At 66.4% G+C, this 24,456-nt stretch carries 22 protein-coding genes; 14 read left to right on the plus strand and 8 right to left on the minus strand.

Translation table 11 applies throughout. From position 1 onward, the window contains the following. Positions 1-32 precede the first annotated feature (32 nt). Both JQX08_RS06870 and putP read left to right on the plus strand, forming a co-directional pair. Positions 33-785: a helix-turn-helix domain-containing protein gene (locus JQX08_RS06870; RefSeq protein ID WP_204915546.1), complete on the plus strand. Its 753-nt coding sequence runs from the start codon at positions 33-35 to the stop codon at positions 783-785. Between the two features lie 509 nt (positions 786-1,294). Further along, positions 1,295-2,785, plus strand: coding sequence for a sodium/proline symporter PutP (gene putP / locus JQX08_RS06875; RefSeq protein ID WP_204915547.1), 1,491 nt, complete (start codon positions 1,295-1,297; stop codon positions 2,783-2,785). 156 nt (positions 2,786-2,941) lie between these two features. Here the strand turns inward: putP and JQX08_RS06880 are convergent, their stop codons facing one another. Continuing rightward, positions 2,942-3,823 (minus strand): LysR substrate-binding domain-containing protein, encoded by an 882-nt coding sequence (locus JQX08_RS06880; RefSeq protein ID WP_204915548.1) that lies wholly within the window; start codon positions 3,821-3,823, stop codon positions 2,942-2,944. Between the two features lie 138 nt (positions 3,824-3,961). Here JQX08_RS06880 and JQX08_RS06885 point away from each other — a divergent pair, with 138 nt between their 5' ends. Then, positions 3,962-4,597 (plus strand): FMN-dependent NADH-azoreductase, encoded by a 636-nt coding sequence (locus JQX08_RS06885; protein WP_204915549.1) that lies wholly within the window; start codon positions 3,962-3,964, stop codon positions 4,595-4,597. A 1-nt stretch (position 4,598) separates the two neighbouring features. Further along, positions 4,599-4,904, plus strand: a complete 306-nt coding sequence (locus tag JQX08_RS06890) for a DMT family transporter (protein WP_204915550.1) — start codon at positions 4,599-4,601, stop codon at positions 4,902-4,904. Here JQX08_RS06890 and JQX08_RS06895 read toward each other — a convergent pair. Both JQX08_RS06895 and JQX08_RS06900 read right to left on the minus strand, forming a co-directional pair. After that, on the minus strand, positions 4,897-5,430 hold the full coding sequence (locus JQX08_RS06895) for a hypothetical protein (RefSeq protein ID WP_204915551.1): 534 nt from the start codon (positions 5,428-5,430) through the stop codon (positions 4,897-4,899). The two genes, JQX08_RS06890 and JQX08_RS06895, sit on opposite strands and share 8 nt — an antisense overlap. Positions 5,431-5,460: 30 nt before the next feature. After that, the gene (locus JQX08_RS06900; protein WP_204915552.1) at positions 5,461-8,559 is read right to left on the minus strand and encodes a transglycosylase domain-containing protein; all 3,099 of its coding nucleotides are present in this window, start codon (positions 8,557-8,559) and stop codon (positions 5,461-5,463) included. A 247-nt stretch (positions 8,560-8,806) separates the two neighbouring features. Here JQX08_RS06900 and JQX08_RS06905 point away from each other — a divergent pair, with 247 nt between their 5' ends. The 4 genes from JQX08_RS06905 (at position 8,807) to JQX08_RS06920 (ending at position 11,267) form a co-directional block, all read left to right on the plus strand. Further along, the gene (locus tag JQX08_RS06905; protein WP_205348194.1) at positions 8,807-9,487 is read left to right on the plus strand and encodes a class I SAM-dependent methyltransferase; all 681 of its coding nucleotides are present in this window, start codon (positions 8,807-8,809) and stop codon (positions 9,485-9,487) included. A 32-nt stretch (positions 9,488-9,519) separates the two neighbouring features. Then, a complete protein-coding gene (locus tag JQX08_RS06910; protein WP_204915553.1) occupies positions 9,520-9,921 on the plus strand; it encodes a VOC family protein in 402 nt (133 codons plus the stop codon). Between the two features lie 19 nt (positions 9,922-9,940). Further along, the gene (locus tag JQX08_RS06915; protein WP_204915554.1) at positions 9,941-10,384 is read left to right on the plus strand and encodes a VOC family protein; all 444 of its coding nucleotides are present in this window, start codon (positions 9,941-9,943) and stop codon (positions 10,382-10,384) included. Positions 10,385-10,445: 61 nt separating this feature from the next. Further along, positions 10,446-11,267 (plus strand): aldo/keto reductase, encoded by an 822-nt coding sequence (locus JQX08_RS06920; RefSeq protein WP_204915555.1) that lies wholly within the window; start codon positions 10,446-10,448, stop codon positions 11,265-11,267. 55 nt (positions 11,268-11,322) lie between these two features. Here the strand turns inward: JQX08_RS06920 and JQX08_RS06925 are convergent, their stop codons facing one another. From JQX08_RS06925 to JQX08_RS06940, 4 genes are all read right to left on the minus strand, one after another. Next, entirely contained in the window at positions 11,323-12,957 is a 1,635-nt protein-coding gene (locus JQX08_RS06925; RefSeq protein WP_204915556.1) for a methyl-accepting chemotaxis protein, read from the minus strand. Positions 12,958-13,059: 102 nt separating this feature from the next. Continuing rightward, complete coding sequence (locus JQX08_RS06930; protein ID WP_204915557.1) at positions 13,060-13,350, minus strand: EF-hand domain-containing protein; 291 nt, start codon at positions 13,348-13,350, stop codon at positions 13,060-13,062. Between the two features lie 39 nt (positions 13,351-13,389). Next, the gene (locus tag JQX08_RS06935; protein WP_204915558.1) at positions 13,390-15,015 is read right to left on the minus strand and encodes an FMN-binding glutamate synthase family protein; all 1,626 of its coding nucleotides are present in this window, start codon (positions 15,013-15,015) and stop codon (positions 13,390-13,392) included. 76 nt (positions 15,016-15,091) lie between these two features. After that, the gene (locus JQX08_RS06940; RefSeq protein WP_204915559.1) at positions 15,092-15,472 is read right to left on the minus strand and encodes a tautomerase family protein; all 381 of its coding nucleotides are present in this window, start codon (positions 15,470-15,472) and stop codon (positions 15,092-15,094) included. A 163-nt stretch (positions 15,473-15,635) separates the two neighbouring features. On the opposite strand from JQX08_RS06940, the gene JQX08_RS06945 reads away from it, so the two are divergent. Further along, positions 15,636-16,379: a class I SAM-dependent DNA methyltransferase gene (locus JQX08_RS06945; protein ID WP_204915560.1), complete on the plus strand. Its 744-nt coding sequence runs from the start codon at positions 15,636-15,638 to the stop codon at positions 16,377-16,379. Positions 16,380-16,433: 54 nt separating this feature from the next. On the opposite strand, the gene metR is transcribed toward JQX08_RS06945, so the two are convergent. Beyond that, positions 16,434-17,354 carry a transcriptional regulator MetR gene (gene metR, locus JQX08_RS06950; RefSeq protein ID WP_204915561.1) on the minus strand — a complete coding sequence of 307 codons (921 nt, stop codon included), beginning with the start codon at positions 17,352-17,354 and terminating at the stop codon, positions 16,434-16,436. A 191-nt stretch (positions 17,355-17,545) separates the two neighbouring features. Between metR and metE the strand changes: the two genes are divergently transcribed. The 5 genes from metE to JQX08_RS06975 all read left to right on the plus strand — a co-directional run bounded on the left by metE (position 17,546) and on the right by JQX08_RS06975 (position 24,372). Then, positions 17,546-19,828, plus strand: coding sequence for a 5-methyltetrahydropteroyltriglutamate--homocysteine S-methyltransferase (metE, locus tag JQX08_RS06955; protein ID WP_204915562.1), 2,283 nt, complete (start codon positions 17,546-17,548; stop codon positions 19,826-19,828). A gap of 367 nt (positions 19,829-20,195) precedes the next feature. Next, positions 20,196-21,185, plus strand: a complete 990-nt coding sequence (locus JQX08_RS06960) for an alpha/beta fold hydrolase (protein ID WP_204915563.1) — start codon at positions 20,196-20,198, stop codon at positions 21,183-21,185. Positions 21,186-21,398: 213 nt separating this feature from the next. Next, positions 21,399-22,379 carry a quinone oxidoreductase family protein gene (locus JQX08_RS06965; protein WP_204915564.1) on the plus strand — a complete coding sequence of 327 codons (981 nt, stop codon included), beginning with the start codon at positions 21,399-21,401 and terminating at the stop codon, positions 22,377-22,379. Between the two features lie 13 nt (positions 22,380-22,392). After that, complete coding sequence (locus JQX08_RS06970; protein WP_204915565.1) at positions 22,393-23,241, plus strand: TauD/TfdA dioxygenase family protein; 849 nt, start codon at positions 22,393-22,395, stop codon at positions 23,239-23,241. Between the two features lie 81 nt (positions 23,242-23,322). Beyond that, positions 23,323-24,372, plus strand: a complete 1,050-nt coding sequence (locus JQX08_RS06975; protein ID WP_204915566.1) for a beta-keto acid cleavage family enzyme — start codon at positions 23,323-23,325, stop codon at positions 24,370-24,372. Positions 24,373-24,456 lie beyond the last annotated feature (84 nt).

A 24,456-nucleotide genomic window follows, 5' to 3' on the forward strand; every position in this document is an offset into this window, starting at 1 on the left:
GTAAAGTGCGCAAAATTTGACCAGACGCTGCCATGCTCAACGCCCGCCTAGTCCGTCTCGACGATCGCGCCCAGGAACACACCCACGACCATCACCAACTGGTGATGTCGTTGGCCGGGCGCGCGGAATTCGAGGTCAACGGCCGTGGCGGCGAGGTGTGCCGGATGCGCGCCTGCCTGGTGCCGGGCGACGCCGAGCACCAGTTCGCCGGGGTCGGCGACAACCGTATGCTGATCCTTGACCTGGACGAGCAGGGCAACTCCAGCGAAGACCAGCAACTGCTCGGCCGGCTGTTCGACAGCCCGCGCTACCCGGCGCTGGACGCCGACTTCCAGCAACTGCTCAGCTACGCCGGTGCTGAACTGGCGCGCTACGGCAGCGACCCGCAACTGGGCCGCGCGCTGGGCGGGGTGCTGCTGCGCGCCCTGCACCTGCGGCTGTTCGGCAGCGTCGCCCGCCGCGCGCCGGCGAGCCTCGATCTGGAGCGCCTGGACGCCTATATCGCCGAGCACCTGGCGCGGCGCATCAGCGTCGCCGAACTGGCCAACGTGGCCTGCCAGAGTCCCAGCCACTTCCATGCGCAGTTCAAGGACAGCGTCGGCCTGACGCCGCACCAGTATCTACTCAAGACCCGCCTCGACCACGCCTCGCGGCTGCTCCGCGAGAGCCAGCTGCCGCTGGTGCGCATCGCCGAGGAGTGCGGTTTCTCCAGCCAGAGCGCGCTGACCACCAGCATGCGCCGCTACCTCGGCCTGACCCCGAAGCGCCTGCGCAACGGCGAGTGAGGCGCGGCCCCGTCCAGCTTTCCTGCGCAGCTTTCTGCAAGAACTTCAGAGTTTTTTGTAAGAAGCCCCCCGGCGCCAGGCACTAAATTCCGCCATCCCCCGCGCCGGCTATTTGCGCTAGGCCGAACCGGTATTGGTTGACCGAGCCAACTTGCGCTAGACCGAATGCAGGGCTGCCCAGCGGATGCAACTCTAGCTCGCGGTCTCGGGCGACCGGCAGGGCGGGTGGGATGGAGAGGCATAGAAGCGCAGGCCGCGTGTGAGCCCTGGAGGTGGGCCAGGGCCTCAGCTCTGTGTTGGATACGTTCAGCAGCACGACGATCGATTTTCACACCCTCGGCCTTCGTCATGGGCCAGAGGGGTGATGGGTGGGGACAGTGCTTCCCGCCCGCAAACCCTTCCCGCGTGTGGGAAGGGCTGTTCGCTCCGCCAAAAGCGGGTAACTGCCAATCGTGCCGCGCCTTATTCAGCCGCGGTGGATAACAACAAACTGAGAGGGTAATCCCCCCATGACTGCCAGCACTCCCATGCTGATCACCTTCGTGGTGTACATCGCCGCGATGGTCCTGATCGGCCTTGCCGCCTACCTGCGCACCAAGGACCTGTCCGACTACATCCTCGGTGGCCGCAGCCTCGGCAGCTTCGTCACGGCGCTGTCCGCCGGCGCCTCCGACATGAGTGGCTGGCTGCTGATGGGCTTGCCCGGCGCCGTCTACCTCGCCGGTATCTCGGAAAGCTGGATCGCCATCGGCCTGATCGTCGGTGCCTACCTCAACTGGCTGTTCGTCGCCGGCCGTCTGCGTGTGCAGACCGAGCACAACGGCAACGCGCTGACCCTGCCGGATTACTTCACCAACCGCTTCGAAGACAGCAGCCGCATCCTGCGCATCTTCTCGGCGGTGGTGATCCTGGTGTTCTTCACCATCTACTGCGCCTCCGGCGTGGTGGCTGGTGCCCGCCTGTTTGAAAGCACCTTCGGCTTGTCCTACGAGACCGCGCTGTGGGCCGGTGCGGCGGCGACCATCGCCTACACCTTCGTTGGCGGTTTCCTCGCGGTGAGCTGGACCGACACCGTTCAGGCCACTCTGATGATCTTCGCGCTGATCCTCACCCCGATCGTGGTGATGATCGCCACCGGTGGTGTCGACCCAACCTTCGCCGCCATCGAGGCCAAGGACCTCACCAACTTCGACATGCTCAAGGGCGCCAGCTTCGTCGGCGTGATCTCGCTGATGGCTTGGGGTCTGGGCTACTTCGGCCAGCCGCACATCCTCGCACGCTTCATGGCGGCCGACTCGGTGAAGTCGATCACCGCCGCCCGCCGCATCTCCATGACCTGGATGATCCTCTGCCTGGCCGGTGCCGTGGCCGTGGGCTTCTTCGGTATCGCCTACTTCTCCGCACACCCGGAGCAGGCCGGTCCGGTCACCGCCAACCCTGAGCGCGTGTTCATCGAGCTGGCGAAGATCCTGTTCAATCCGTGGGTCGCCGGTGTGCTGCTGTCGGCCATTCTCGCCGCGATCATGAGCACCCTGAGCTGCCAGCTACTGGTCTGCTCCAGCGCCCTGACCGAGGACTTCTACAAGGCCTTCCTGCGCAAGAACGCCAGCCAGACCGAGCTGGTCTGGGTCGGTCGTGCCATGGTGCTGCTGGTCGCGGTGATCGCCATCGCCCTGGCTTCCAATCCAGACAACCGCGTACTCGGCCTGGTGTCCTACGCCTGGGCGGGCTTCGGTGCCGCGTTTGGTCCGGTGGTGATCCTGTCCCTGCTGTGGAAAGGCATGACCCGCAACGGCGCGCTGGCCGGCATGGTGGTCGGTGCCGTGACCGTCATCGTGTGGAAGAACTACATCGGCATGGGTCTGTACGAGATCATCCCGGGCTTCATCCTCGCCACCCTGGCCATCCTGATCTTCAGCCGCATCGGCAACGGTCCGTCGCAGACCATGCTGCAACGTTTCGACGTGGCGGAGAAGGAATACCAGGACGCGCACATCTGATCGACTCAACCGTAGCCGCGGCGTAGTCGCACCGCGGCCGACGGCCTGGTAGCTGGCGTCTCCATGCCCGCTTCCAGGACTCTCCCCCGCGACTCGTTGTGTTTGGACCGGCCCTCGTGGCCGGTTTTTTTTGCCCGCGATTTGGGTGGAGCGAATTCATCCCACCTCGCGGCCGAGCCATGCGAGAAAGGCCTTCACCGGCGGATGGCGCTCGCGGCCGGGCACGCACATCGCCGAGTAGCCGGCGCCGGGTACGTTGATCTCCGGGCGGTATTGCACCAGCAGGCCACTGGCGATGCTTTCCGAGACCAGGATCGAACTGGCCAGCACCAGGCCCTGGCCGGCGATCGCTGCCTGCAGCGAATAGTGCTCCTCGTCGTACTCGCGTTGCGGCGCCTCGACCAGCCAGTGCTCGGTACCGGCCGCCGCGCACCAGGCCTGCCACCCCAGGGCATACAGCCCGGAGCTGCGCCAGCGCAGGGTGATCAGGGTCGGCAGCGCATCGCCGAGGCTGGCCACCAGCGCCGGCGCGCCGTACACGGCGAAGCACTCGTTGAGCAGGCACTGGCTGTGCAGGCTCGGGTACTGGCCGATGCCGTAGCGGATCGCCAGGTCGACGCTGGCGTCCTGCTGCAGGTCGACCAGCGCGGTGGTGGCGTCCAGGCGCAGGTTGATCTCCGGGTGCGTGGCGTAGAAGCGGCCGAGGCGCGGGATCAGCCACAGTGCGGCGAATGCCGGGGTGGTCGACAGGGTCAGGTTGCCGGCGCTGCGTTGCGGGCGCAGTTGGTCGAGGGTCTGCGTCACGTCGAGCAGCGCGCCGTGCAGGCTGTCGAACAGGCGCACGCCGCAGGCGGTCAGGCGCACGCTGCGCGGCAGGCGCTCGAACAGCGCGACGCCGAGCCAGCTTTCCAGGCTGCGAATCTGGTGCGACACCGCCGTCGGGGTCACCGCCAGTTCCTCGGCGGCGGCCTTGAAGCTAGACAGGCGCGCGGCGGACTCGAAGGTGCGCAGCGCGGTGAGGGGCAGATTGGCGAACATCGTGGCTCCATGGATGAGTTCAATTCACCTTGGTGAACTAATCCTCATTTGTCCGAAGTAGGGCTGAAAACTAGCTTAGCTCCTGAGTTTCGCGTCAGCGAAGCGCACTTCTCGAGACGCACGAAGAAGGAGTATGAGATGAGCCAGATTCTTTCCGTACAGGGCAGTCCACGTGGTGAGCGGTCGCATTCGCGGCGTCTGGTGGACGCCTTCCTGCAGGACTGGGCGCGCCAGGCCAGTGGTCGGCAGATCGTCCCGCGCGAAGTCGGCCGCGCCGCCATTCCGCCGATCAGCGAGGCGTGGATCGCCGCCGCCTTCCAGCCCGCCGAGCAGCGCGACGCGGCAATGCGCGCAGATCTGGCATTCAGCGATCAGCTGGTCGATGAACTGCTCGGAGCCGACCGGCTGGTGATCGCCACGCCGATGTACAACTTCGGCCTGCCCAGCGCGGTAAAGGCCTGGGTCGACCAGATCGTGCGCATCGGCCGCACCTTCGACTTCGATCCGGGGCGCCCGGACAACCCCTACGTGCCGCTGACACTCGGCAAGCGCGCACTGATCGTCACCACCCGCGGCGATCACGGCTATGGCCCCGGGGCGATCCACGCCGCACGCAACCACGCCGACACGCACCTGCGCACGGTGCTGGAGTTTATCGGCATCGACGACATCACGGTGATTGCCGTGGAGGACGACGAGTACGGCGGCCAGTCGTTCGCCGATTCCTATGCGCGCGCCGAGCGGGCCTTGGCCGAGCTGGCCGGGAGCTTCTGAGATGGCCTGGTTGTTCTTGCTGCTGGCGGCGGCCTTCGAGGTGCTGTTCGCGGTGAGCATGAAGTACGCCGAGGGCTTCAGCCGGCCGCTGCCGAGCCTGCTGGTGGTGGTCGCCGCAGTGGTTGGCATCTACTTCCTGACCTTGGCGATGCGCGAGCTTCCAGTGAGCGTCGCCTACCCGATCTGGACCGCGATCGGCACGTTGGGCACCGTGCTGCTCGGTGTGCTGCTGTTGGGCGAGGCGCTGACGGCGAGCAAGCTGGTCGCCGTGGCGCTGATCGTCGCTGGTGTGGCCGGGCTCAAGTAGCGGCCGCGTCGCCGTTTGCCGCCGGGCGCCGCGCTTCCTCCGCGGCCAGCCGGATCAGGTAGTCGGCGAAGCCCGGGTCCTCGCCGCGCAGCAGTTCCGGCAGGCGCGCGCGAAAGTCCTCGCGGCGGCTCCACTCGCGCATGTAGTCCTCCCAGGAGTGCCAGCGGCGGCGCTTCTTGGCGTCCATCCGCTCGTCGTAGACCAGCAGGTAGGCGCGCTCGAACAGCGAGATGAGCATGTCGAAGATCACCCACATGCGTTCGCGCTGCTCGTCGCTGAGGTCGGGCGTGGCGCGCTGGCTGCGCAGGCGCAGGTCGGGGTTGGCGAGCACCACTTCGAGGAAGTCGATGTAGGCGTCGGAGATCTGCTGCCAGGTGGCTTCTTCTTCGTTCTCGCGCTCCTTGCGCTGCTCGAAGAGGAACACCGTGATGGCGAACGGCAGGGCCACCACGGTGACGATGTACGACAGCAGTTCCCAGGTTTGCACGCTCATGGCGGTCTCGGCGACGGAGGGGGCGGCGGCCATTGTGCCCGATCCGTCCCGCGCTGCGCCGCCTCAACGCTGGCCGATGCGCTGCTCCGCCGGGGTCGCCAGGCACTGTCCGCCGCTGCTGCCCTGCAGGTAGGGCTGCAGGATCGGCGCCATGCCCTTGAGCACCTGCACCGGCAGCGCCGAGGTGAAGCGGAAGTTCTCCGCCGCGCGGCCGGGGACGAAGGCGGTGAGGGTGCCGTAGTAGTGGTCGCCGAGGTAGAAGACGAAGGTGGCGGTGCGGTTCATCGCCTTGGAACTCTTCACCCAACCGCCGCGCGCCACGGTCTCGACGCGGTTGTCGCCGGTGCCGGTCTTGCCGCCCATGGGCAGCGCGGTGCCGTCGGCCTGGCTGAAGCTGCCGGCCAGGCGCCGTGCCGTGCCGCTTTCCACCACCTGGGCGAGCGCGCCACGCAGCGCCGCGGCGACTTCCGAGGGCAGTACCCGCTCGGCGCGATCCGGGTCGATGCCCAGGCGGGTTTCGTAGGGGGTGTCGGCGGCGAAATGCAGGCTGTCGATGCGCACGGTGGGCAGCCGCACGCCGTCGTTCTGGATGATGCCCATCAGCTCGGCGAGCGCGGCCGGGCGGTCGCCGGAACTGCCGATCGCGGTGGCCAGCGACGGCACCAGGTGGTCGAACGGATAGCCCACGCGCTGCCAGCGGCGGTGGATGTCGAGGAACGCCTCGACCTCGAGCATGATGCGGATGCGGCTGTCGCGCGCGCTCTTGTGCCGGCTCTTGAACAGCCAGCCGTAGACTTCCTGGCGCTCGTACTCGCTGGCTATCGCAGCGTCGCGGAAGCTGGCCTGCGGGTTCTGCTGCAGGTAGCCGAGCAGCCACAGTTCCAGCGGGTGGACGCGGGCGATATAGCCCTGATCCGGCAGGTCGAACTTGCCCGGGCCGTACTTCAGGTACAGCTCGTGGATGCGCTTCTCGCCGATCTTCTCGTGGGTCAGGTGGGCGTTGATGAACGCGCCGAAGGTCTGCTCGTCGACTTCCGGCATCAGGTAGCGATGCACTGCGGCGAGGCGCGTGGCGGTCGGGCGCAGGCCGTCGAGGAAGGTTTCCAGGCGCTCGGCGCCATTCTTGCCGCGGTATTTGTTCCAGAAGCGCTGCAGGAAGGCAGTGCCCTCACGGTCGGCGAAGCGTGCCAGGTACTCCTGACGGCGCGGATCGCGGTCGTCGGTGAGCAGCGCGGCGCTGTTGTTCGGCGCCTGGTAGGTGCTGTAGCGCACCAGGTCGCGCATCAGGCGAATGAACGGCAGGTTGATCGACTCGCGCAGCGCCTCGTGCAAGGTCGGGATGCGGCCGTTGTCCTCTTTGCGAAAGTTGTTGAAGTGGTGCATGCCGCCGCCGGTGAAGAAGCCTTCATAGGGGCTGGCCGAGTATTTGCGCTCCAGCGCCGCTTCAAGCATCGGCGGCAGGCTGCGGTCCTTGGCCACGCTCAGGTAGTCGATGGCCCAGTGGCTCAGGCGGTCCTGCTCCGGCAGCTCGACCTTGCGCAGCTCGGCCGGGCTCAGCGCGCCGAAGCGCTGGTGCAGCTCGGCGATGATTTCCAGGTAGGTGGTCATGACGCGCAGCTTGGCGGTGGAGCCGAGCTCCAGCTTGCTGCCTTCGTTGATGTCGAACGGCTGCACCGTGCTGTCGGTCTGCACCCGTACTCGCGAGCCGTCGGCGGTGCGCTCGAACAGGGTGAAGCTGTAGTTGACGTCGGCGGTCTTCTCCGGCGACAGCAGGCGCTCGCCGTACAGGCCGATCTGCTCGGCGAAGGCCGGATCGGCGAGCTGGCGCAGGTACTGGCTGACCTGCTGCTGCAGCTCGCCGTTCAGCGTGGTGGTGGCCGACAGGTCGAGGCGGTCGAGGTCGTACAGCGGCAGGTCGAGCATCGCCGACAAGCGACTGCGGGCGACGCTGATGCCCTTGTTGATCTCGTTCGCCTGCAGCGCCGGCTGCTGCTGCAGGTCGCGGAAGCGCAGCTGGCTGGCCAGCGCGGCATCGCGCAGCGGCCGGTCGATCACCCCGCCGGTGGCGAGGATGCGCAGGTGGCTGTCGGTCAGCTGGTTCAGCTCGTCGCGGCCACGCCCCAGGTAATACGACGGCCGGCGCTGAGCAATCATCAGCGACAGCACCTGACGCAGCGCCAGGCCGCGCGCTGGCAGGTTGGCGGCGCGTTCATCGGCCAGTGCGGCGTTGACCTGTGCGAAGTCGGCGCCGTACCAGATGCGCAGGCCATCGGCCAGACCGTGCACTTCACCGTGGCCGGGCGCGGCGGAGAGCGGCACGCTGTTGAGGTAGTCGCGCACCACCTGCTGGCGCGCAGCGAGGGTCTGCGGCCCACCCTGGTAGGCGCGCACGCTGGCCGAGGCCATCTGCTTGAGTTTTTCCACCGCCGAGCCGGTGCGGCCTTCCGGCGAGTGACGGTACTTCTCGACCTGGGTGGCGAGGGTGCTGCCGCCAGCGGACTGGCCATCGAGATCGAGGTGTTTGCCGACCTGGGTCCAGGCCGCCATGACGAAGCGCGGCCAGTCCACCGCCGGGTTGGCCAGCGGCTCCTGGGTGTCGAGCAGGTGGCGGTTCTCGATGAACAGCAGGCTGTTCACCGCCAGCGCCGGGATGCTGGCGAAATCGAGGTAGAACTGCTGCGGATAACGGAAACCGTACAGCGGCACGCCACGGCAATCGGCGATGTCCAGGCCGGCCTGGGTTTTCTCCGCATAGGGAACGTTGAAGCCGCGCTGGCTGTAGTCGAGCAGGGCGGGGGAGAAGTGCGTCTGGGCGAGCACCAGATAATCGCGCTTGGCCAGGCGCGCGAGCATGCGCGGCAGGCCGGCGTAGCCGAGGCGCTGGTCGAACGGGCCGGCGGCGGGGAAGTGGATCGCCTCGCTCGGGCCGGGCTCCAGCTGGTAGGTCAGGCCGGCGGCATAGCGGCTGATTTCCCGCGATTGCAGGGTGGCAGTGCGCAGTTCATAGGCAACGGCCAGCCCGCCGGCAATCAGCAAAAGCAGCACGGTAAACCAGAAATAACGGCGGAAACGACGGCGGGGTTTGGGTGTTGCGGGGAAACGTTCGGGACTGCTCGATGGAAGAGCCTTCTTGGCTGCATCGGACTGCCATATTGCGCCCATGAATTCTGGCCTTGGCTACGCGTTCGGGTGTCGCTGATGGAAGCTTAGGTGTTACGCGATGCGCCGTCGAGAGCGCTTGGTCCGTCTTTGAATGATGGCATTTTCACTTCATGGGTCGGCCGATTCAGGCGCCAGATAGACGGTTTTGAGCGGTTTCTCGGTCTGGCCTAGACTGCGCGGAAGGTCGTATTGTCCAGAGTGTGAATCCGTTCAATTCTTGTGGTGTCCGATCATGAGCCAGGAAGCCATGCAGCACGATCATCGCGAGCAGCTCAAACGCAGCTGGCAGGCCAATGCCGATGCCTGGGCCGCGGCGATTCGCGAGCAGCGCATCGAGAGCCGCCGCCTGGTGACCGACGCCGCGATCCTGCGCGCCGCTCTGGCCATGGCGCCGCGCCGGGTGCTCGATATCGGCTGCGGCGAAGGCTGGCTGTGCCGCGGCTTGGCGGCGCAGGGCATCGAATCGGTGGGCGTGGATGCCTCGGCGCCGTTGATCGAAGCGGCGCGGGCGGCGGGCAAGGCGCAGTACCGCGTGTGCGGTTATGCCGAGCTGGAAAGCCAGGCCGACCTGCTCGGCCGCTTCGAGCTGCTGGTGTGCAACTTCGCCCTGCTCGAAGAACCACTGGCACCCATCCTCGAGACCCTGCACACGCTGCTCGCCCCGGGTGGTTCGCTGCTGATCCAGACCCTGCACCCGTGGAGCGCGCGGGGCGCCGGCCCCTATCAGGACGGCTGGCGCATCGAGACCTTCGATGGCTTCGGTGAGGGCTTCCAGGAGCCCATGCCGTGGTTCTTCCGCACCCTCGAATCCTGGCTGAGCCTGCTGCAGGACACCGGCTGGCGCCTGCAATGGCTGCAGGAACCGCTGCACCCGGACAGCGAACAGCCGGTCTCGCTGCTGCTGTTGCTCGATTCCGCGCGGCGCTAGCGCCTGACACCGCCCCAGCTGCCGGAGGGGCCATGCGATTTCTGCTCAACCTCGACGTCCCCGATCTCGACGCCGCCATCGCCTTCTACACCCGCGCCTTCGACCTGCAGCTGGCGCGGCGCCTGTTTGGCGGCAGTGTTGCCGAGCTGCTCGGCGGCCCGGCCCCGCTGTACCTGCTGCAGTGCGACGCCGGCAGCGTGCCCTGCGAAGGCACGCAGCGCGACTACCGGCGGCACTGGACGCCGCTGCACCTGGACTTCATCGTCGACGACCTGGAAGCCGCCTGCGCCCGCGCGCTGGCCGCCGGGGCGCGCTGCGAGCAGGCCATTCGCGACGAGGCTGACTATCGCATTGCCTTGTTCGCCGACCCGTTCGGCCACGGCCTGTGCCTGCTGCAGTGGCGCGGCAGCGGCTACGCTGAGGCGTCGGCCTAGCTGACCCGAGGACCCACCGATGTCCGACTTCGCCAAACCCACCCGCACCAACCTGATTCCCTGCCTGCAATACCGCGACGCGCCGGCGGCTATCGCCTGGCTGCAGAGCACCTTCGGCTTCAGCGAGCACCTGGTGGTACCCAATGACCAGGGCGGCATCGCCCATGCCCAGCTGTGCTGCGGCAACGGCATGCTGATGCTCGGCTCGGCCAACGCGCAGTCGGAATACGGTCGACTGATGCGCCAACCGCAGCAGGCCGGCGGCAACACGCAGAGCATCTACGTGGTGATCGAGCGGGTCGACGCGCTGTACGCGCGGGCCAAGGCGGCCGGCGCGGAGATCGTCATCGAGGTGCGCGACGAGGACTACGGCGGCCGTGGCTTCAGCTGCCGTGATCTGGAAGGGCACCTGTGGAATTTCGGCAGCTACGATCCGTGGGAAGACACCGGTTCAGGCTCCTAGGCGCCTGCTTACGAACTCTTGGCTCCAGTCCAGAAGATCAGGCTCGACGACGAGGTAGGCGATGCGCACGACGGAATTGGCCGGCAACCAGGTGCCGGTGATCGGCCAGGGCACCTGGCACATGGGCGAGCAGCAGTCGGCACGGCGCCGTGAAGTGGCGGCGCTGCAGCAGGGCATCGAACTCGGCCTGCAGCTGATCGACACCGCGGAGATGTACGCCGAGGGTGGCGCCGAAGAGGTGGTCGGCGAAGCCATTCAGGGTCGCCGCGAGCAGGTCTTCCTGGTCAGCAAGGTCTATCCGCACAACGCCAGCCTGCGCGGTGTGCCGGCGGCCTGCGAGCGCAGCCTGCGTCGCCTGGGCACCGACCACCTCGACCTGTACCTGCTGCACTGGCGCGGCGAGTATCCGCTGGCGGACACCGTCGAGGCGTTCGAGCGGCTGCGCGAGCAGGGCAAGATCCGCCGCTGGGGCGTGTCGAATTTCGATGTGGATGACCTGCAGGAACTGCAGGCCCCGGCCTGTGCGACCAATCAGGTGCTGTACAACCCGGAAGCGCGGGGCATCGAGTTCGACTTGCTGCCCTGGCAACAGCAGCAGGGCATGCCGCTGATGGCCTACTGTCCCATCGGCCAGGCTGGGCGCTTGTTGCGCAACCCGGCGCTGCTCGCAGTGGCCGAGAAGCACGCGGCGAGCGCGGCGCAGGTGGCGTTGGCCTGGGCGCTGCGTCAGCCGGGAGTGATCGTGATTCCCAAGGCGGTCGACCCGCTGCACCTGCGGCAGAACGCCGAAGCGGCGGCGCTGCGCCTGGATGATGCCGACCTCGCCCAGCTCGACGCCGCTTACCCGCCGCCGACGCGCAAGCGAGCGCTGGAGATGGTCTAGGCGGCGCAGCGCAACGACAGGCACGGTGGCTGTCGCTGCGTTGACCTCGGCGTAGTTACACGCGGAACTGCCCGATCAAGCGGCTCAGCTGCTCGGACAACGCGCCCAACTGCTGGCTGGCGCCCGAGGTGGAGATCGCCGCGTCGGCGCTTTCGCGCGCCAGGTTGGCGGCGTTGGTGACGTTCTGGTTGATGTCCTCGACCACGTGCGACTGCTGCAGCGTGGCGCTGGCGATCGAGGCGTTGAGGCCGGTCAGGTTGCGCAGCGCCTGGGCGATCTGGCCGAGGCTCTGGCCGGCCTGGCCGGCTTGCTCGACGGTCAGCTGCGAGTTGCGGCTGCTCTCGTTGATCACCTTCACCGCCGCCGCCGAGTTGCCCTGCAGGCGCTCGATCATGGTCTGGATTTCCGCCGTCGACTTCTGCGTGCGCTGGGCGAGCAGGCGCACCTCGTCGGCCACCACGGCGAAGCCGCGGCCCTGTTCACCGGCACGCGCCGCTTCGATGGCGGCGTTCAGCGCCAGCAGGTTGGTCTGTTCGGCGATCGAGCGGATCACTTCGAGGACGCTGCCGATCTGCGTGCTTTCGTCGGCCAGCGACTGAATCACCTGCACTGCCTGATCGATGCTGGCGGACAGCTGGTCGATCTGCTGCAGGCTGCTGTCGATGTTCTGCTGGCCTTGCTGCGCCTGCTCTTCGGCCTGGCGCACTTCCGCCGAGGCGTGTTCGGCGCTCTTCGCCACGTCCTGCACGCCGTAGGTGACTTCGTTGATCGCCGTGGCGACCAGCTCCATCTGCTGCGACTGGCGCTGGCTGGAGTCCTGCGAGCCGGTGGCGATGCCGCCGAGGTTGCCGGCCGCCTGCTTGAGCTCGCTGGTGGCGTCGCGCAGCTGGCTGATGGTCTGGCGCAGCTTGCCGGTGAAACCGTTGAAGTGGCCGCCCAGTGCGGTCAGCTCGTCGCTGCCGTGGGTTTCCAGGCTGCGGGTGAGGTCGCCTTCGCCGCTGGCGATGTCGGCCATGGCCCGCACCACGGTATCCAGCGGCTGGGTGATGCTGCGCGTGATGAGCATGATCAGCGCCGCCATCAGCAGCACGATCAGCAGGCCGACGGCCGCGGCTTGCACGGCCTGGGCGCGGAACTCGCTGACCATGTCGTCGATGTAGATGCCCGAGCCGAGCACCCAGCCCCAGGGCTCGAACAGCGCGATGTAGGAGACCTTCGGCACCGGATCGCTGGCGCCCGGTTTCGGCCAGCGGTAGTCGAGCGAGCCCTTGCCCTGGGCCTTGGCGATGCGTGCCATCTCGCTGAACAGCGCCTTGCCGTCCGGGTCCTTGATGTCGCCGAGCGGTTGGCCTTCGAGCTTGCTGTTGGTCGGGTGCATGACCATGCGCGGCTCGAGGTCGTTGATCCAGAAGTAGTCGCCCTGCGCGTAGCGCAGCCCGCGGATCGCCGCGATGGCCTGCTGCTGCGCGGCTTCGCGGGTCAGCGTGCCGGCCTGTTCGAGGCCCTGGAAGTACTGCAGCACGCCCATGGCGCTTTCCACCAGGTGCTGGGTCTTCTCCACCTTGCCGTTGTATAGGTCGCCGTAAAGCTGGCGCAGCATCAGTCCGCCCTGCAGGACGAACATCACGAGCGCGACGATGAGAATCAGCCACAAACGACGGCGGATACTGATGGCACGAAGGCTGGACATCGGGTGGTACTCCGAATCTTGTTATAGGTGTCGGGCCCGTCGCACGAACGGGTTACTACCTATGTCGACTCGAAGCGCAAAAAACTTAGGACCGGCGGTCGTTCATGGCGTCCCGGACGGACGGCGCTCCATCATGCGTTCGCGCAGCGCGGCCATCTCTTCGGGAGTGACCTTGCCATCGCCATTGCTGTCCAGGTGCTGGAACTGCTTCTCCGCCTGGGCCAGGTACTCCTCGCGGGAAATCGCCCCGTCGCCATTGCTGTCCATGGCCTTGAAGTGCGCCTGCATCTGCTGCTGGATGCGCTCCTGCAGCAGGCCGCGGTCGGCGGCGAAGCTGGTCAGGCTGCTGCCGAGCAGGCAGAGCAGCAGGGGGAGGCGAATGAACGGTGGCATGGCGGTGTCCTCGTGCGCAGCTGACCCGTTCACTCTAGTTCAGGCGACGGAGTCGATCGGCGCCGGATCGAAGCTGTCGGCCTGCGCCATGTACCACATGCGCCGGTAGAACTCGCCGGCGATCTCGCCACTCAGCAGCTCGCCGGGGGCGAGGAACACGTGCAGCTGCGAGTACAGCTTGATCTCGCTGGCCGACAGGCGCCGCACCAAGTGCTTGGCCTCGATCTGCTCGGGGTGGCTGAGCCCGGCGGCGGCGATCATCTCGGCCAGCGCGCGCAGGGTGTTGCGGTGGAAGTTGTGCACCCGCTGCGCCTTGTCCGGCACCACCAGGGCGCGCTGGCGCAGCGGGTCCTGGGTGGCCACGCCGGTCGGGCACTTGTTGGTGTGGCAGGACTGCGACTGGATGCAGCCGATGGCGAACATGAAGCCGCGCGCCGAGTTGGCCCAGTCGGCGCCCAGCGCCATCACGCTGGTGATGTCGAAGGCGCTGACGATCTTGCCGCTGGCGCCGATCCGGATCTTGTCGCGCAGGCCGATGCCGACCAGGGTGTTGTGCACAAACAGCAGGCCCTCGCGCAGCGGCACGCCGATGTGGTCGGTGAACTCCAGCGGCGCCGCGCCGGTGCCGCCTTCCTTGCCGTCGACGACGATGAAGTCGGGGAGGATGCCGGTCGCCAGCATGGCCTTGGCGATGCCCATGAACTCCCACGGGTGGCCGAGGCACAGCTTGAAGCCGACCGGCTTGCCGCCGGACAGCTCGCGCAAGCGGGCGATGAAGCCGAGCAGCTCGCGCGGCGTGGCGAACTCGCTGTGCCGTGCCGGCGAGATGCAGTCCACGCCCATCGGCACGCCGCGGGTCAGGGAGATCTCCTCGGTGACCTTGTGCTTGGGCAGGATGCCGCCGTGGCCCGGCTTGGCGCCCTGGCTGAGCTTGATCTCGATCATCTTCACCTGCGGCTGCGCGGCCTGCGCGGCGAAGCGCGCGGGGTCGAAGCGGCCGTTGTCGTCGCGGCAACCGAAGTAGCCGCTGCCCAGCTCCCACACCAGGTCGCCACCGTGCTCGCGGTGGTAGGGGCTGATGCTGCCCTCGCCGGTGTCGTGGTAGAAGCCGCCGAGCTGCGCGCCCTGGTTGAGCGCACGGATCGCATTGGCGCTGAGCGAGCCGAAGCTCATCGCCGAGATGTTGAACACCGACGCCGAGTAGGGCTGTGCGCACTGCGGCCCGCCGATGCTCACCCGGAAGGTGCTGGGGTCAGCGTGGTCGGCCGGCAGCAGCGAGTGGCCGATGAACTCGAAACCGTTCTGGTACACGTCGGTCAGCGTGCCGAACGGCTTGTCGGCGCTCTCGTTCTTGGCCCGCGCATACACCAGCGAACGCTGCGCGCGGGAGAACGGCAGCATGTCGCCGTCGGCCTCCAGCAGGTACTGGCGAATCTCCGGGCGGATGCCTTCCACCAGGTAGCGGATGTTGCCGAGGATCGGGTAGTTGCGGCGCACCGCCTGACGGGTCTGCAGCAGGTCGTTGACGCCGACCAGGCTGAGCACGCCGGTGAGCAGGGTCAGCGGCCACAACCAGTCGTGGGCGCCGAGAAACGGCAGGCTGAGCAGGGTGAACAGCACGCAGGCGGCAAAGAACGCGTAGCGGCTGAGCAGGGACAGGTTCATGGCGGCTCCTTGCCGGACATTGGCCGGTTAGAGCCTAAACCCTGCGCGGCAGAGCGGCCAGCGCAGGGGGCGGCGCTCAGGTATGGATCAGCCGTCCGCCGCCGAACGCCCAGTTTTCCCAGGCGGTTTCCTTGAAGCAGACCATCACCTGTTCCGGGTCGAAATTGGCCTTGGCCAGCGTGTTCATCAGTTCGTCGAGGAGCTTCTTCTTCACCTTTGCGCTGCGCCCCACCGACCAGAGGATCTCGATCAGCACGAAGTCCTCGCCGCGCTCACGCTGCAAGTCGGGATAGCCGGGGTCGACGCGAAAGTCCTCGGCATCGAGCTCCAGCACGCGCTGGAACTTGTCGGTGAGCGGCACGCCCGAGGACACCAGGGCGGCATGCACGGCGTCGAGGACGGTGGTCTTGAAAGCGGCGGACTTGGGCTTGCGGACGGTGAGGGTGATCAGTGGCATGGGAGCTCCGCGGGTGCTTAGCGTTGGACTGGAAAGATCAGCCTAGCCAGTCGGCGCCGGTTGCGGATGTTCTATGCCTCGGTCAGCCAGGCACTTGCGTTTCGTCGCTACGGTTACTCGCGATACCATTTGCCGAATTTATCGTTTTGGTCGCCCAGCTTTTATGTCCACTAATGCTTTATATACCGATCTATCCGGCTATTACGATTTGATGTGCGCCGACATCGACTATCAGGCGCAAAGCAATAGTGTGCGCAGACTTCATCAGCTCTTTGGTAGTGCAGGCAAGGATCATCTGGATTTGGCCTGTGGCACCGGGCCGCATGTTCGGCACTTTATCGACTTTGGTTACCACAGCCGCGGGCTGGACATTAATCAGCCGATGCTGGACATGGCCCAATTGCGTTGCCCTGAAGCGCAGTTCAGCCTGCAGGATATGTGCGCGTTCCAAGTGGCCGAGCCGCTCGATCTGATCACCTGTTTCCTGTATTCCATCCATTACAGCGGTGCAATTGACCGGTTGAAAGCCTGTATTGCCAGCGTGCACCACGCCCTCAGAGACAATGGCGTGTTCTGCTTCAATGCGGTGGATAAAAACCAGATAGATAACAATTCATTCGCGCGACATACCGTGGAACATGACGGTAGTCAGTTTGCCTTCAGTTCTGGCTGGAACTATTGCGGGCATGGCGATAAACAGTCGCTGAGACTGAGCATCGAGAAAATCACACAGGGTGTTAAACAGTCATGGGAAGATGAACATCCCATGGTGGCTGTCGATTTTATTGAGTTGCAAGCGTTGTTGCAGCCGTACTTCGAAGTGCATGTTTTTGAACATGACTACGAAAAGATCGTGCCGTGGAATGGCTTGTCGGGGAACGGCCTGTTCGTCTGTGTGAAGAACTAAATCGACCAGGCCGCCGAGTCTGGGTGGCGGCCTTCATGTTGAGCGGGACCGTGGTCAGCCTCGCGCCGCACTGACCCCTTCCAGGGTGGCGAACGAGGTGTCCTTGGCGGTCAGCAGAAAGTCGCGCATGAACGGCGCGTCGAGCATGTCGGCGCGAATGCCGGCGTAGAGCGTGGCGAACAAACCCTTGTCGCCGAGCCGCTTGGCCGTCACATAGCCGCGCGCGCTGTACTCGTGCATCGCCCAGTTGGGCAGGCCGCAGACGCCACGGCCGCTGGCCACCAACTGCATCATCATCACCGTCAGCTCCGAGGTGCGCACCTGCGCGGGCTCGACATCGGCCGGCTCGAGGAAACGGGTGAAGATGTCCAGGCGGTCGCGTTCCACCGGGTAGGTGATCAGCGTTTCGCCGGCCAGGTCGTCCGGTACGACATACGGCTTGTTGGCCAGCGGGTGCTGGTTGGCCACGGCGAGCTGCGCCTCGTAGGTGAACAACGGCACGTAGGTGATACCGGGCAGGTCGACCGGGTCGGAGGTCACCACCAGGTCGAGGTCGCCGCGCGCCAGGGCCGGCAGCGGGGCGAAGGAGAAGCCCGAGGCGAGGTCCAGCTCGACTTCCGGCCAGGCGTCGCGGAACTGGTCGATGGTCGGCATCAGCCACTGGAAGCAGCTGTGGCATTCGATGGCCATGTGCAATCGCCCGGCGGTGCCGCCGGCCAGGCGCGCCATGTCGCGTTCCGCGGTGCGCAGTTGCGGCAGCAGGCTGTCGGCCAGTTGCAGCAGGCGCAGGCCGGCGCTGGTGAAGCGCACCGGCTTGGTCTTGCGCACGAACAGCGGCAGGCCGAGACGCTCCTCCAGTTCCTTGAACTGGTGGGAGAGGGCGGACTGGGTGAGGTGCAGGCGCTCGGCAGCTTCCACCAGGCTGTCGGCCTCGCGCAGGGCGTGCAGGGTTTTCAGGTGGCGGATTTCCAACATGGCGGCCTCGGAATACGTGGGACATGCCCGCTTTGTAGGAGCGAATTCATTCGCGATTTGCGCGGTTGCCCATCGCGAATGAATTCGCTCCTACGTGAGCGGTTCTGATGATCAACAAGAATATGTTGAGTTTGTCTCATGCTGGCGCGGGTGTCGAGAATGGCGCTTATCGACAGACAAGGAGATCGACCATGGCACTCGCACACAACCTCGGCTTTCCGCGCATCGGTCGCGACCGCGAGTTGAAGAAGGCGCTGGAAGCCTATTGGAAGGGCAGCCTCGACGAGGCCGGGCTGCGTGCGGTTGGCCGCGAGCTGCGTGCCGCGCATTGGCAGCTGCAGAAGGACGCCGGCATCGAGCTGCTGCCGGTCGGCGATTTCGCCTGGTACGACCAGGTGCTCACCCACTCGCTGACCTTCGGCGTGATCCCCGAGCGCTTCCGTCCGCACAGCGGCAAGCCGAGCCTCGACACCCTGTTCGGCATGGCGCGCGGCGTGACGCAGAGTTGCTGTGGCGGCGCGCATGCCCAGGAGATGACCAAGTGGTTCGACACCAACTACCACTACCTGGTCCCCGAATTCAGTGCCGACCAGCGTTTCCAGCTGAGCTGGGAACAGCTGTTCGAGGAAGTCGCCGAAGCTCGCGCGCTCGGCCACCGGGTCAAGCCGGTGCTGATCGGCCCGCTGACCTACCTGTGGCTGGGCAAGGCCAAGGGCGACGCGTTCGACAAGCTCGAGCTGCTCGAACGCCTGCTGCCGCTGTATGGCGAAATCCTTGGGCGCCTGGCCGCGCAGGGCGTCGAGTGGGTGCAGATCGACGAACCAATCCTCGCCCTCGACCTGCCGCAGGCTTGGAAGAATGCCTTCGAGCGCGCCTATCACCTGCTCCAGCACGCGCCGCTGAAGAAGCTGGTGGCCAGCTACTTCGGCGGCCTTGAAGACAACCTCGGCCTGGCCGTCGGCCTGCCGGTGGACGGCCTGCACATCGACCTGGTGCGCGCGCCGGAGCAGTTGGCGATCGTCCTCGACCTCCTGCCCAGCTACAAGGTGCTGTCGCTCGGCGTGGTCAACGGCCGCAACGTCTGGCGCTGCGACCTCGACCAGGCGCTGGCGCAGCTGCGTGAGGCCGAGCAGCGCTTCGGCAACAACCTGTGGGTGGCACCGTCCTGCTCTTTGCTGCACAGCCCGGTCGACCTCGAGCGCGAAGACCAACTGGATGCCGAGCTGCACAGCTGGCTGGCATTCGCCAAGCAGAAGTGTGGGGAAGTCGCGACCCTGGGCGCCGCCCTGAACGCGCCGGGCAGCGTCGATGCCGCCTTGGCCGCGAGCCGCGCCGTGCAGGCAAGCCGGGCCGGTTCGCCACGCATCCACAAGCCGGCGGTGCAGACGCGCCTGGCGGCGGTCAGCCCGCAGCACAGCCGGCGCCAGTCGCCGTTCGCCCAGCGCATCGAACAGCAGCGCGCACGGTTGAATCTGCCGGCGTTCCCCACCACCACCATCGGCTCGTTCCCGCAGACCGCGGCGATCCGCCTGGCCCGGCAGTCCTTCAAGCAGGGCAAGCTGTCGACGGCCGAGTACACCGAGGCGATGCACGCCGAGATTCGCCACGCCGTGGAAGTGCAGGAGCGCCTCGGCCTGGACGTGCTGGTGCACGGCGAGGCCGAGCGCAACGACATGGTCGAGTACTTCGCCGAGCAGCTCGACGGCTACCTGTTCACCCGCTTCGGCTGGGTGCAGAGCTACGGCTCGCGCTGCGTGAAGCCGGCGGTGATCTACGGCGATCTGAGCCGCCCGCAGGCGATGACCGTGGACTGGATCGCCTACGCGCAGCGCCTTACCGACAAGGTGATGAAGGGCATGCTGACCGGCCCGGTGACCATGCTGATGTGGTCGTTCCCGCGTGAGGACGTGTCCCGCGAGGTGCAGGCGCGCCAGCTGGCCCTGGCAATTCGCGACGAGGTGGTCGACCTGGAGGCGGCCGGCATCAAGATTGTGCAGATCGACGAGGCAGCGTTCCGCGAGGGCCTGCCGCTGCGCCGCGCCCACTGGCAGGCGTACCTGAACTGGGCCACCGAGGCGTTCCGCCTGTGCGCCAGCGGCGTGCGCGACGAGACGCAGATCCACACCCACATGTGCTACAGCGAGTTCAACGACGTGATCGAGTCGATCGCGGCGATGGACGCCGACGTCATCACCATCGAGACCTCGCGCTCGGACATGGAGTTGCTCGACGCCTTCGAGGCCTTCGAGTACCCCAACGAGATCGGCCCGGGCGTCTACGACATCCACTCGCCACGGGTGCCGGACACTGCCGAGATGGTCGGCCTGCTGAGCAAGGCGGCGCGGCGCATTCCCGCCGAGCGGTTGTGGATCAACCCCGACTGCGGCCTGAAGACCCGTGGCTGGGCAGAGACCGAGGCGGCGCTGGTGAACATGGTGGCGGCGGCGCGACAGCTGCGCGCGCAGTTGGCCTGAGCGCCATGTAGGAGCGAATTCATTCGCGATGCGATGACGTTTGGCGCTGCCGGGGGTGCGGGTAAATCCGCTCTTACAGCCATCGAGGGATCCTTCGAGCTCGTAGGATGGATTGAGGTGCGCCGCGCTGATACCCATCGCAACGGCTCGATGGGTATCAGCGCGCTCGACCCATCCTACGGGGCTTTCGCTGTGCCGACGGCCCCCTCTCCCTGCGGGAGAGGGCTGGGGTGAGGGTCAGGCGATTTCGCCCGGCGCATGACCGTTCGGCGCCCTTCATCAAACTGTCACCGAACTGTGGCAGCGCGCTCGAACGAATGTCCGCAAACTCCTGCTCCACTGGGGATTTGCATTCTGGATTCTTGCGATGCGCGTTCTTGTCTTGCTCGCCGCGCTGTTGTGCGGCCTGCCGTCCTTGGCGGCGAATCGTTGCGACACCGCGGTACCGACCGCCATGGCCGAGGTGGGCGAGGTGCGTCTGGCCTACCAGAGCGTCGGTCGCGTGGCGGACCCGACCCTGCTGCTGGTGATGGGCATCGGTGGCCAGCTGATCGACTGGCCCGACGAAGTGGTGCAGGCGCTCTGCGCGCAGGGCTTTCGAGTGATCCGTTTCGACAACCGCGACGCCGGCCTGTCCACCTGGGTGGGCCAGGCGCCGAGCGCCAACCTGACCTACCAGGCCCTGCGCTACCGCCTCGGCCTCGAGGTCAGCGCGCCCTATGGCCTGCGCGACATGGCCGGCGATGCGCTGGGGCTGATGGATCGCCTCGGCATTCAACGTTTCCACGTACTTGGCGCCAGCATGGGCGGGATGATCGCCCAGCACCTGGCCGATCTCGCGCCGCAGCGGGTCAGCAGCCTGACCCTGGTGATGACCAGCTCCGGCGCCCAGGGCCTGCCGGCGCCGAGTCCCGCGTTGCTGGCGTTACTGACCCGCCGTGAAGCGGACAGTCGCGCGCAGGCCATCGAGCAGCAGGCCGACCTGCTCGCCGCACTGGGCAGCCCGGCGGTGGCCGACGATCGTCGCGAGCTGCTGGCCCAGGCCCGCAGCGCCTACGACCGCGCGTTCAACCCGGAGGGCGTGCAGCGCCAGTTGCTCGCCATCCTCGCCGAACCCAGCCGCGTGGCCCTGCTCGAACGCCTGCAGGTGCCGACCCTGGTGGTGCACGGCACCGCTGATCCGCTGTTGCCGGTGATGCACGGCGTGCATGTCGCCGCGCACATCAAGGGCAGCCAGCTGCGCCTGATTCCCGGCCTGGCGCATCGCTTCCAGGCGGCGTTCAAGGCGCCGCTGCTCGGGGCGGTGCTGCCCTATCTGGCCGCCCATCGCCACCCGGTCGGGCTGGCCACCCTGTAAGCCACGCGCGGCCGCTCCCGCTCGGCCGCGCCACCCTCTGCGCGCCATCCTCCGCGCCTCTGAACGGTCCGCCCGTGCTTCCGAGCGGCGCCGCGTCTGTCATGAAATGAAAAGCCACTGTCGCGTGATGTGAAGCGGGCCTGCCTGGGCCTGCTTACAGTCAAATCCACGGGCCTTCGCGCCACGAACCAGCATGCACAGTGGAGATAAGACATGGCCAAAGCCGTACGCTTCTACGAAACCGGGGGCCCCGAAGTCCTTCGTTATGAGGACATCGAGGTTGGCGATCCCGGCCCAGGCGAAGTGCGTCTTCGTCATGTGGCGGTCGGGTTGAACTACGCCGACACCTATTTCCGTAACGGCACCTACGCGATTCCACTGCCCAACGGCATGGGCGTCGAGGCGGCCGGCGTCGTCCAGGCGGTCGGCGAGGGCGTGACCAACGTGGCGGTCGGCGATCGCGTCACCTACACCGGTTTTCTCAACACCCTCGGCGCCTACAGCACCGAACGCCTGATCCCGGCCGCGCCGCTGATCAAGCTGCCGGACACCATCGCCTTCGAGACCGCCGCGGCGATGACCATGCGCGGCCTGACCTCGTCGTACCTGATGCGCCGCATCTATGACTTCAAGGCCGGCGACAGCATCCTCCTGCACGCCGCTGCCGGTGGCGTCGGCCTGATCGTTGCGCAGTGGGCCAAGCTGCTCGGCCTCAACGTGATCGGCACGGTGTCCAGCGACGCCAAGGCCGAGATCGCCCGTGCCCACGGTTGCGACCACACCATCAACTACAGCCACGAAGACGTCGCCAAGCGGGTGCGCGAGCTGACCGACGGCGTCGGCGTCAATGTGGTGTTCGACAGCGTCGGCAAGAGCACCTTCGCCGGCTCGCTCGACTCGCTCAAGCGCCGCGGCCTGATGGTCTGCGTCGGCACCGCGTCGGGGCCGATCCCGCCGTTCGATCCGGTGCTGCTGGCGATGAAGGGCTCGCTGTTCCTCACCCGTCCGGCGCTGGCCGACTACATCGCCGACCCGGCCGAGAAGGCCGCGCTGGCCGGCGAGCTGTTCGACCACGTCGGCAGCGGGCGGATCAAGATCGAGATCAACCAGCACTACGCGCTGCAGGACGCCGTGCAGGCGCACCGCGACCTGGAGTCGCGCAAGACCACCGGCTCGTCGATCTTCGTCATCTGAGGAGGTAGCAGTCATGCAAGTCGAACAACTGAGCTGCGCCATCGGTGCCGAACTGGTCGGCGTCAACCTCGCCGACGCCATCCACGACGATGGCCTGTTCGCCGAGATCCGCGCCCAGCTGCTCAAGCACCGTGTGCTGTTCCTGCGCGAACAGAATTTCAGCCGCGCCGAGCATGTCGCCTTCGCGCGCCGCTTCGGCGAGCTGGAAGACCATCCGGTGGCCGGTAGCGATCCGGAGCATCCGGGCCTGGTGCGCATCTACAAGAGTCCCGAGCAGCCGGCCGATCGCTACGAGAACGCCTGGCACACCGACGCCACCTGGCGCGACGCGCCGCCGCTGGGTTGCGTGCTGCGCTGCATCGAGTGCCCGCCGGTGGGCGGCGACACCATGTGGGCGAACATGGCGCTGGCCTACGAGAAGCTGCCGGACGACATCAAGGTCAAGCTCGAGGGCCTGCGCGCCCGGCACAGCATCGAAGCCAGCTTCGGCGCGGCGATGCCGATCGAGAAGCGCCTGGCGCTGAAAGCCATGTACCCGGATGCCGAGCACCCGGTGGTGCGCACCCACCCGGAAACCGGCGAGAAGGTGCTGTTCGTCAACGCCTTCACCACCCACTTCAGCAACTACCACACCCCGGAGCGGGTGCGTTTCGGCCAGGACGCCAACCCCGGTGCGGCGGACCTGCTGCGCTACCTGATCAGCCAGGCGTACATCCCCGAGTACCAGGTGCGCTGGCGCTGGAAACCCAACAGCGTGGCGATCTGGGACAACCGCAGTACCCAGCACTACGCGGTCATGGATTACCCGGCGTGCCATCGCAAGATGGAGCGCGCCGGGATCATTGGCGACAAGACTTTCTGATCGCCCCCGTTTTGCTCGGGTCGGTTCCTCCCGTTCCGGCTCGGGCAGCTTTTACAAGACCAGACTAAAGGACCCCCGACCATGAACTTCCTTGACGGTTCTCTCTTTCCTGAAAACCAGGACAAGCTCGTCATCACAGTGGCCCCCTATGGCCCCGAATGGTTCCCCTCCGACTATCCGGAAGACATTCCGGTGACCATGGAAGAACAGATTCAGAAGGCTGTTGACTGCTACGAAGCCGGCGCCTCCGTACTGCACCTGCACGTGCGTGAACTGGACGGCAAGGGCTCCAAGCGCCTGTCCAAGTTCAACGAACTGATTGCCGGCGTGCGCGAGGCAGTGCCGGACATGGTCATCCAGGTCGGCGGCTCGATCTCCTTCGCACCGCCGGAAGACGGCGCAGCCGCGAAGTGGCTGCATGACGACACCCGTCACATGCTCGCCGAACTGAATCCCAAGCCCGACCAGGTCACGGTGACCGTCAACACCACGCAGATGAACGTCGTCGAGCAGATGGATGTGCGCGACTACGCCGGCACGTCCATGGGCGGCGATACCTACGAAGCCTACCGCGAGATGATCGTGCCTTCCGGCCCGGGCTTCATCGAGGAGCATGTGCGCCGCCTGAGCGCCGCCGGCATCCAGAGCGCCTTCCAGTTCTACAACATCAACAGCTACGAGTCGGTAGAGCGCCTGATCCGCCGCGGCGTCTACAAGGGGCCGCTGGTGTGCAACTGGGTGGCGATTGGCGGTGGGATGGACCAGCCGCACATCTACAGCATGGCCAACTTCCTGCGCGCCATCCCCGACGGCACCATGCTGACGGTGGAAAGCAGCATGCTCAACACCCTGCCGATCAACCTGATGGGCATGGCGATGGGTCTGCACGTGCGTTGCGGTATCGAGGACAACCTTTGGACCCAGGATCGTTCGCGCAAGATGACTTCCGTCGAACAGATCCAGCAGTTGGTGCGCATCGCCAAAGAAATCGGCCGTCCGGTCGCCAACGGCAAGGAAGCGCGCGAGATCCTCAAGATCGGCGTTTTCTACAACACGGTCGAAGAAACCCTGGCCGCCAACGGCTTCGCCCCGAATCCGAAGGGTGGTCACCAGGGCTTCCTGCGCAAGTGATTGACCCGCAGTTGACGGCAGCGTCGCAGAGACCCGGCAGGCCAACGGCATAACGCCGAACTGCAAGCCGGGCCAGAAAGGTGT

It is taken from the genome of Zestomonas insulae (assembly GCF_016901015.1).
Classification (GTDB): domain Bacteria; phylum Pseudomonadota; class Gammaproteobacteria; order Pseudomonadales; family Pseudomonadaceae; genus Aquipseudomonas; species Aquipseudomonas insulae.